We start from the raw sequence: 9,821 nt of genomic DNA, 5'->3' as shown, positions 1-9,821 counted from the left end.
AAGTTTTTTCAGTTTTATAGTCAATCCAACTCTTATTTCCTAAAAGTTTTTTACATAAATTAATATTATCTGACAAAGAACATGACAAAAAATCACACTAAAATATTAATTAACAGAAGGTTATAAACGCCCAGTCGTTTTTTTGTTGATACAAAATAGAAATTTAGAAATTGACAATGAAAATCTTTCGACCACCCCTAATTACAAATCCAAGGGAGGTAAACGGAGTAGAATACAATTCCACTCCGACGGGGGTAATTTCCCGATACAAACTTTCTTTTGTATTTTTTTTCTTTCGTTTCATTACTAAACTATTTACCGTTCCATTCTGCTTTCTATAGTTTAAGCTTACTTATTAATCACATTTGGGTTAAAATCCTAGGGTGTTTCTATCTTCAAAGTCTTTTTATGAATCAAATAACATCCCGTTAGGTCACTTTTATTCTCAAACACCTGTAAGTCATCGTAATTTGGCTCATCCATAAACTTAAAAACCATGTAATCGCGGTACAAGCCTAAAAAGCACAATTTATAGGGATCCATGATGATGGTTCCATCTTTCTCCATGTAATTTAGCACCTTGCTGTGTGCGTCTTCAATCTTCAATTTAAAAGATTTTATCTCTTTCTTAAAATCGGCTGTGCCGTTAACATATCCGCTGTTTGCATCACAGATGTACATTGCTGAGGGGTACAAGGGGGCTTTGTATCCAATTCGTTTTCTTCGCTCAAAGTCTTTTTCGCGATATTCGTCCAGTGCAGTGCCTAATGGTAGTGGCCGGTTTTTATCCATGTATTGGGTGTAAAAACTCCATGTGCTTTGGTCGTAAGCCCCAAAAGCAATAATCCCATATGAAAATTTAGGGTGAGCAATAGCCATTAACTCGCCATACATCATCGATGGAGAGATTTTATCAAAACTGACTGTGAAGCCAGGATTGACTATATTCCCTTTAAGGTTCACCTGCCCTTTTATGCGGTCAAAGACCAGGCGGGGAGCCGGCAATACCATTCTTAAGAAAATGGCAAGTGTAATTAAAAGTGCTGCAACAGGCAAACCAAGAATCTCCACCGTTTTAGGATCGTAAAGAGCAATAAAAGCCACTGTGGTAATAATAATCCATAATATAAAAGTACTCATCAGTTTTCTACGAAGTTTGGGTTTACTGAAAATAAAGTACTCATCATCAACGCGGTGAAACTTATAAATTCCGGGATTCTCTGCTTCTGCTAATAGGTGCTTATCCAACTTAAATATTCGCGAATGAATGCCCTTGTAAAACAAATCCTTAGAGGGTGCAATTTTAAATACCAGAGCGAAACCCAGCGGCAGAACCAAGATGGCGAGTATAAATGCTGAGCCTTGTAGCAAACCCAGAAAAGCTTTCTCGAAAGCAGATAAGTCTCTGCTCTCAAGTGATTTGTATTCATACCCAAGTTTAACCTGCTTTTCTTCATTTTCCTCTGCTTCAATCCTTTTGTTTAGTTCATATAACCCAGGCCGTTCTAAATATGGTTCAATTGCACCATTAACAAAAAAAGCACCCATAAAAAGCACCACATTGACCACCAATGTTAATATTCCTGTTGTTATTGCCAGCGAGATTCTGGCAGACTTACTTAGTTTCATTAATTATCAGTTTAGATAGTTTTCTTCCAGAATTTATTCTTTGTATAAATGCCACTCTCTTTAAAGGTTAATTTAGCTGAATTTGCCCGTCTGGAAAGTGTGGATGCATAAGTATAACAAAGCCATCTTTCTTCCTTTGTGGTGTTGTGTGGCATCGGTATGAAATGACCATCCGAAGTTTTCATTTTAACCATTAGTACCAAATAATGGTTATCATCACCATGTACTGCTGCGATGGGCTCTGCACCGACAAATTCTAAGCTTTTCCCATCAAAACTTGTAAGTTCACCTAGTTTTTTTCGATAGCTAAATTTAAATCGACTGTTCGCAAGGTCTGTTTCTTCAATACCATTATACCTTTGTCGTTCAGATATGTATTTCCTTTCATCATTTGTCAATGCTAAATGATTGCTCAACTTATGGGCAACATCTCTCGAAATAAAAAACGCCTCATAGCTATTGTTTTTAAAAAGCGGGGTTGGCTCCTCCTGATAGCCAAACCAAAGGTCAAGATTATCTTTTACAAAATAAGATTCAATTTCTACTTCCTGAATATCAGCCGCCAGCAATGAGAGATCGCTGCTTACATTCAACATCATTTCGGTTATTACCGGTCGATGATCAATAAGTTTTCCATATGCGTTTAATACGGGCACCGATTTTTTTATAAAGGAAAGTTGGGGCTCAAAATTAAACAAGAAGCTATGAAGGTAAATAAACTCTTCCAACAGATAACTGACGTCCATGTACAACTCGTCTTTATTGGTCATGGCCTCCAGAGATTTTCGCCTATATTTCTCTTGTCCCAATTCCTGAATACTTAAAAACAGTTCATCTTTCAATTTATACCTAAACCAATTGTAAAACATGGTCTTCTTAACAAAGCCCTCAAAAGGGGTATCTTTAAAATAAGCATATAAAAATTTTGTGCCGATAGCAATGGTTGCCAGAGACAAGCCAGCCCAGCCTGCCCAGGATGCCTTGGCATAAAAGGCAGCGATGGCCAAACTGGATAAACCTGCCGAAGCACTCACAATACTGCACGACATGGGGGCAAATACCCCTTCTTGCTGGTACCTACCCGATGATGATGGGTAATTTCCCGATACAAACTTTCTTTTGTATACTTTTTTTTCTTTCGTTTCATTACTAAACCATTTACCAATTTTTGGATGACAGGAGTTCCGTTTCTTCATCAATTCTTACTGCACTACGGGTGTTGCCTATGGCCAATGCTTCCAGACCATCAAACAAACCGATTGGGTTTGAATACTTTACTTTTGTTCTGGCACCCATAAACCGATTTTTCTGCGTTGAAAGGTCATAGGGAAAATGAATGTTTCGCTCTTTGTCAATATTTAAGCGAAAAACCATTAACAGTTCTGAATCATCATTGGCCGTATTCATCCACTTATCGGGCATGGAAAATTCTACTCTCAAACAACGAACTCCCGATTTCTTTTCTTCAATGGATAATAGATGTCTGGCTTTATCCTTTTCAGGTAATTCATCAAACCGGCCTTTTCTGGAATCAACCCCTTCAGCATCCCAATACAAATTATATTCAAACTGCTCTGTGGTTGTAAGCAGTCCAAAAAGATCAATTTCCAAATTAAAATTTCTCGCTTCATACACTCCGCCACGTTTTGAGCGAGACACTGAGATGTCGGGGGCTCCTTTAAAATAAACCTGTCTGCATACAAATAAATCAAACAGGGAAGCTGCTGCATCTGATGGCAACATATAAAGTTGGTGGTACTTCGACTTCACCAACATTTTCTTTTCTTTTAAAATATGCCGGGAATAGCTCACTGGAGTTTCATCCTCATCTTTAACCAGCTCATGCCGGTTTCGAAATAAGAAGTTCTTAAAATAATGCTCCGCAGGGGAATCTTTTAAATAAAATGCCAGACCCATAAAACCAAATCCGGCTAAGGCTGCAATCCATCCTAAGGGGCCGGCACTAGAGCCGGTAGCCAATTTGTATGCGGAGTAACCGGCAGCTGTACCAAACGCCACACCGGCTCCCATTAAAGCCATCCCGGCATCCACATCCCCGGAATTGAATGATTCAATGGCCTCCCAGGTGCAAAGGATGGCTGTAACTCCCGTTAGAACTTATCCCAATCCACAATCAAAAATTCACTTTCCCTGCCGACCAAAATAGTTCAGGACAATCTATCAATAACAACTGACTTTTACTTTTTATCCGTTTCGCAATGCCTTCAGAAAGTTCAATATCTATCTTCAAAAGAGGATATTGTTGATCATCCCGGTCAATTTCCCAGGGGAAATCACTCCCTGCTGGCTCCCATTCATCATTTTCCACCCTATTCGGGAAAAAACAAGCATACGTTTTACAGCCCGATTCTACATAAAGTCTTATCACCAAACCTACCCCCGCCAGTACTTCTCCCGCTCAGCCTGCTGTTCAGGGGTCGCTTCCGGTGTAGGAATACGACTTTTATACAACGGTTTTGGGAATTTTTTCTTCTTGCGACGCTGAAAATCCTTTTCGCGGTATGGGTCAAAATCTTTGTGCGAGGGCAAAGGACGGTTTTTATCCATGTACCAGGTAATAAAAGATAATGCATGATAACAATCCCTTGCGCCCATTGGAAAAAAAAAGATTGATCCTGCCTTATCGGGTCTGACCAATTGTAATTGATAGGCACCAATCATATTAGCACCACCTGTTGTATAAGAAAATTTGATCTTATCAAATGGCATGGTAATATTCTTGTTCCACATCCATCCGGGAAAAGTAATGGTTCCCTCCATGCGATTAAAGATGATCTCTTTTTTGGGCATGGTATAATAATAAACAATGAATAAAATTAATATGAACCACGAAAAGAAATAAAGAAAAAGATCAAAACCTTCTCCAAAACTATCTTTTTTTATTGAAAAATAAGTATATAAAACAATCGCCAACAAAGCTACCCCCCCCCCTATTTGGGGCATTATGTGGGCGTTAGGGGATTTTTTAATAAATTCATCATTGACTACTTCATGATCTATTTTGTTTTTATGCTCTAATTCATCTGGTTCAATAATGACTTTGGGCAACCAACTTTGCGGCCCCTTATCACCAATCTTTTTTATGCCTTTATATTCGGAGTGAGTTATTTTTCGGTACAACTCATGTTTTTTCTTTTTGGCTACCATGTTTTAGGGTTTAATAAATGATCGAGTGTATCTATTTGTACCTCTTCTACCTGCTTAAATTTTGTGGGAGACATTAGACTACCAAGATCCGCTATAGCACCCAGATATCGTTTTTCTCCATCAAGAATATAAGGGAAGGAGGGCGTCTGAGATAGTGAATTATCTATTCTTACGGCAAATAAAAGATCACTTTGCGTTTTTAATTCTCCCAGATAATCCTGAGGGATGTAAAGATCTACCATTAACTGCTTCCTGTTATCCGGATAAACATAAATAGCATAATTCCTTCCCTCTTTTAACTCATCAGACTCACCTCTTTTAAATCCATCCATAAACAAATACGCATGAGACTCAATTGAGCTGTATTCATTAAAAAAACGATTAAACTCCATCGTTATTTTAAAACTCTTAAACAGGTATGAATTTATTGATCCGGAAGCATAGGGGGTATTGTAATAACTACTTAAAGCCTCATAATTTTTAACCTTAAAAGTCATTACCGGACAAACAATCAGATCATACAACCGGGCAAGGGCATCATAAGGATTCATAAGCATTTGCAAATCTTCGTCTTCCGGGTCACTGCCCATTAATCTTCTTCGGTTGCTCAGTATTCTTGAAATGTAATAGCCCGGACTTTCATCTGTCTCTTTTTCGAAAGTCTGCCGGTCGCACAACAGGAAATTTTTAAAATAATCTTCCAATTCATCATCTGTTAGCTCTTTGGCCAACACAAAAAGTCCGAACCCTGCCGCGGCAGCAATTAAACCAACCGGACCGGCCATCGCCATTCCGGAACAAAAGGTGGTCATCACGGTAGCTACCCCGTAGGATACCCCTGCACCAACCCAGGCAACGCCGGCATCAAAATCCCCCTGGTTAAAAGCATCTACGGCATCCCAAATGCATATTCCGGCGGTGGCGAAACCACCAATGGCGCCAAAAACTTTAGCTCTTCTACCAATAACGTCTAAAGATAGTTCACCCATTCCCTTAGCAGCCATTTGCGCTTTCTGAACATTGATGACAGCCTCCGTAAGATCTGCTGCAACGCCTCCAGTAGAAAGGAAAGATTTCCAAAATCTATTACTTTCAAACTCACTCACCGTGGCATACATATTCAACATCTGCAAGCCTGCCATAAACCCATTAAAAGATCCACTGTTTAATATTTTAGCCGCTTTGTGGTTAAGTTTATTTAGATTTAGTTCTGTTTTGGATAGCTCCCGGTCATACTCCACCGGAAATTCAATCATCTTTTTTCCATCTTCAATAGATACTGAAACATTTTCGGAGTTTTGATATATCCGCAACCAGTCATTTCGGCCATTGTAGGTAGCTATCTTCACATAACTTTCATCCAAATTGTATCCGAAAGCATTGAGCTGAGCATAAATTTCACTGCGCCGAAGCAGAATAATCGGCGAACCCTTATATTTGTATTTGGTCTGTAGCTTTTTAACCACAAATTCTTTAACATCAGTCGCTCTCACAACAGGCTTGCCATCGAATTCCTTTAGCTCAATGGCCTGTTCAGACATAAAATTCAACTGTGCCTTTATGAAGGCAGCCATCTTTACAGCGATGCCTCGTTGTTCCTGCCATTTTGTTTGCAAATCTATATCAGAAGACATAAGTGCATGAAGAGGATCTTTGCTTTGATATCCCGGGGATTTACTTTTTACCCCGGTATTTTTAACTTTCTGGTTTTTTGTTTTGTCGTCCCCTAAAGCACAAATCCATTGCTTCCATTGATCATCTTTTTTCCGATGTTGGGGCAGCAACAAATGTCTTTCCACATCGGCCGGTGCAACAAAAAGGTTAGATAAAATAACAGAAAAACCGGCCATTCCATCTAATTTTCCTACTTCAGTGTTGTGCAGATAGTCATCCAGCACTGCCTTGAAATAAGCGGACTTAAGGAAATCCCCTAACTTATCCCGCAATTCTTCTATCTGACTTCTCAGCTTTTGGCGATCCTCTATGCCAAGTATGCCCTCTACTTTCTGCCGATCCAAACCATACCCAATAAATATTTCCTGACCAACTCGGTTGGGATCGCTGTGTTGCGTTTCCTGAATTGCTCTACCCATATCACGGTAACCATTACCATATCCGGATGAGTAACTCCTGTTTTTTCTTTTTAGTTTCCGGCGTTTCGCATCTGCCTGATTCTGTGCTTCGAGCTGATGAGGGAAATGCGTATCAAAAAAGTTAATCCCGGTTTTTCCTCCATCATATTTTTCAGTATTTTCCCTGGTGGAATATACCATTTGATAACAGGTCAGAGCCAGAAGAAACAGATGATAATGTTCATCACTAACCAGAGGAATATCCATTTCCTCATTCATCAATTTTTTTTTGATGTAATCAACAGGTTGACCGGTTTTTATATTTTCAACCAAGGCTCTGAATTCAATATTTTTAAAGCCCAACTCCTGATTAATATCCAATGCACACCCCACAGAATCGTACAAAGTGATATGCATGTCCTCTTTGACAGGATCACTCTCCTTTTTCAAATCTCTTTCAAAATTTGCCCTGCAGGAATCAATCTTTTTATTAAACCAAAGGGGAAAATGACTCTCTTCGTTCCAATAAATTGTTTCAACTTCATTAAATGGCAGGATGTTAAAATTGGAAGACGCTTCATCCTTTTTAAAGCCGGTACATTTAATTTTCAACATCCGATTCTGACGTTTTTCTGCGTCCGAACGAATACTTTGATAATAGTCAACACTCCATTGAACCGGAGAATACGCAACCCAAAGTTCTGTGTCTATCTCAAAAGTTATATAGTCTAAAGCATTTCCATTAGCTTCCCTGACATCCTTATATTTTCCGTTTTCCTTATTTTGCGCCCATAAAACGGGGATGTATCGACCAAATCCATCAACTTCATATTCATACCATAAATTTTCATTGTTAGCATCAAAAACATACAAATAACCCGGATTGAGAACAGTTCTTCCATAGAAAAATCCATCAACCGAAGGGGCCCCGCCGGGTTTTAATTCCTCGGGTTGCTTTACCTTTTCCCCATCTTTATTGAAACTCAATAATGCTTGATCGTTACCGGTGCTCTTTGCGCTTTCCGGAAACAAGCCGTAACGATAAAAATGAAGATCAATACCCGGCTTTAAAGCTTCAAGAATTGGACTTCGCCCACTTTTCAATCCGGCGACTTCCACCTCAAAAAAATATTGTCCCACTACCTGATCAAATTGTTTGGCTTGTTTCTCCTCTACTTCTAAATTTTCTTCATTCATAATTGAGTATTATTCTGGGTTAGTATCTTCAACCTCCCAGATAGTTTCAACTTTACTATCTTTTACAGTTCCTGAAAGTTTTGTAACCTCTTCTGATTCATCTTCATTATCTGCAAGAACGTCTCTTTTAAGATAGAAATCGGCCGTCTCTCCATCTTTTATCCCAGCTACAGTTGCAATAAGTGTAACTTGCTTAATGACTTTCGATTGTCGAACAATTATTTGTTCATGCCCCCACTCAAGATTCACGATTGCCGGCTCCTGATTCGTTTCATTACTTGCAGCTTCTTCTTTAATCTGCTCCTGATTTTTCTTCGCCTCGTTCAAATCTTTTCTCTTCCCTTTTACTGCAGCGCCAACCCTGTCGGCAATGGTTATTTTTGGAAAAGGAATTTCTTTAAGAGGCATAGTTTTGTCCGGAGTAGGTTTGCTTGGACTGATGGTTGCACCGGGAATCCCCTGGACTATCTGTCCTCCATGTGCTGTCATGCTCCCAACAGTTGCAATTGGTTTTCCATTTATAGTGGCACCCGGGCAACCCTGAACGATCATGTCGGGCGGCCCGGCACAAGTACACATATCGCCCATTACAGCAATGGGTTGTCCGTTAATCGTGGCCCCGGGCATCCCGGGGCCTGTTACCGGGCCTCCCACATGAGGAACCAGACCCGAACACAACGGACAAACGTGCATACTGCCTACTGTTGCTATTGGTTTTCCTGCCATGATTTTTTCTTTATGATAATACTATACATTTTATACCCTTAAATAGTGTCTGTCCATAAAGTACAACTTGCTTCGTTACGCTTGCCGCCAAAATACTCATTTACGAAAAGTAAACTCCGTTTTTGGCGGCTTCGCAAGCCTCACAATTGGCACATTCTTAACAGACACATGATTTCTAAAATAGTTTCCCGACTTTATAGACGGGCACTAAATAGCTCTACTTCAAATCAAATTGAAATGCAGCTCCTTTTACTACAGTCATTGTACCGGAAACATTTGTTTGCATCCCACCTTTTACATCTACATTCTGCTTGCCATCGAGGGCGGCATTCATACCATTAATGGCCACGTCTTGCTTAGCTTCCACATTTACGGCACCTTTAGCAGCCACATTGGTATCCCCATCACTCTGCAGAGCCACATTCCCCCTGGCCACTGTATTGACATCGGTCTCGGCAGCCAGTTCTAAATTCTTTTTTGCCCCCAGAGTGATATTCTCCTCGGCTGAAAGATTGATGTTTTTGGCACTGATATCCACATTCTCTGCCGAATTAATAAGTAACGATTTCTCCTTAGTATCGAAAGTTATCACCGAACCGCCGTTATCCCGAATATGAATTTTCTCCTCCCCTTCGGTATCATCAAACTCGATTGTGTGGCCGCTGCGGGTGGTGATGGATTTGATATTGTTGTCGGTGGCAGCGCCGGAGGCATTGTCGCGGTGGAAAAGGCTTCCCGTAACGTAAGGGCGGTCGGGGTTGCCCTGCTCAAAAGCCACCATCACCTGGTCGTCAATTTCGGGGATGAATACCAGGCCTCGATTCTTCTTTATTACATCGCTGCCGCCGGCACTTTGGCCCTGCAAGCGCATCCAGTTGGTACTCTCCTCTTCTTCCTGCCAGAAGTAACGAACCTTTACACGCCCCATGTTCAGCGGGTCGGCATTGTCGGTAACCGTAGCCGGCTCAGGAAAGGCAGTGGGGGTTTTAATATGATCATCGGGCAACATTTCGGTCCCTCCTGCCACCC

At 40.4% G+C, this 9,821-nt stretch carries 8 protein-coding genes; all 8 read right to left on the bottom strand.

Annotation, left to right across the window (positions count from 1 at the left end):
- Positions 1–163 precede the first annotated feature (163 nt).
- Entirely contained in the window at positions 164–304 is a 141-nt protein-coding gene (locus W7W_RS23600) for a hypothetical protein (protein WP_157202506.1), read from the bottom strand.
- A gap of 74 nt (positions 305–378) precedes the next feature.
- On the bottom strand, positions 379–1,629 hold the full coding sequence (locus tag W7W_RS0118050; protein WP_010665062.1) for a hypothetical protein: 1,251 nt from the start codon (positions 1,627–1,629) through the stop codon (positions 379–381).
- 11 nt (positions 1,630–1,640) lie between these two features.
- Positions 1,641–2,825, bottom strand: a complete 1,185-nt coding sequence (locus W7W_RS0118045; RefSeq protein ID WP_010665061.1) for a hypothetical protein — start codon at positions 2,823–2,825, stop codon at positions 1,641–1,643.
- Positions 2,788–3,681, bottom strand: coding sequence for a TMEM14 family protein (locus tag W7W_RS0118040; RefSeq protein WP_010665060.1), 894 nt, complete (start codon positions 3,679–3,681; stop codon positions 2,788–2,790). The genes W7W_RS0118045 and W7W_RS0118040 overlap by 38 nt, the downstream gene beginning before the upstream one ends.
- 342 nt (positions 3,682–4,023) lie before the next feature.
- Complete coding sequence (locus tag W7W_RS22995; protein WP_010665058.1) at positions 4,024–4,797, bottom strand: hypothetical protein; 774 nt, start codon at positions 4,795–4,797, stop codon at positions 4,024–4,026.
- The gene (locus W7W_RS0118025; protein WP_010665057.1) at positions 4,791–8,066 is read right to left on the bottom strand and encodes a toxin VasX; all 3,276 of its coding nucleotides are present in this window, start codon (positions 8,064–8,066) and stop codon (positions 4,791–4,793) included. Before W7W_RS0118025 ends, W7W_RS22995 begins: the two co-directional genes overlap by 7 nt.
- A 9-nt stretch (positions 8,067–8,075) precedes the next feature.
- Complete coding sequence (locus W7W_RS23305) at positions 8,076–8,792, bottom strand: PAAR domain-containing protein (protein ID WP_010665056.1); 717 nt, start codon at positions 8,790–8,792, stop codon at positions 8,076–8,078.
- 217 nt (positions 8,793–9,009) lie between these two features.
- Positions 9,010–9,821, bottom strand: an 812-nt coding sequence (locus W7W_RS22480; RefSeq protein ID WP_044085023.1) for a phage baseplate assembly protein V, incomplete at its 5' end; no start/stop codon positions are given.

The sequence above is a fragment of the Marinilabilia salmonicolor JCM 21150 genome (assembly GCF_000259075.1).
Taxonomy (GTDB): domain Bacteria; phylum Bacteroidota; class Bacteroidia; order Bacteroidales; family Marinilabiliaceae; genus Marinilabilia; species Marinilabilia salmonicolor.
This window is presented reverse-complemented; position numbering and strand designations above follow the sequence as displayed.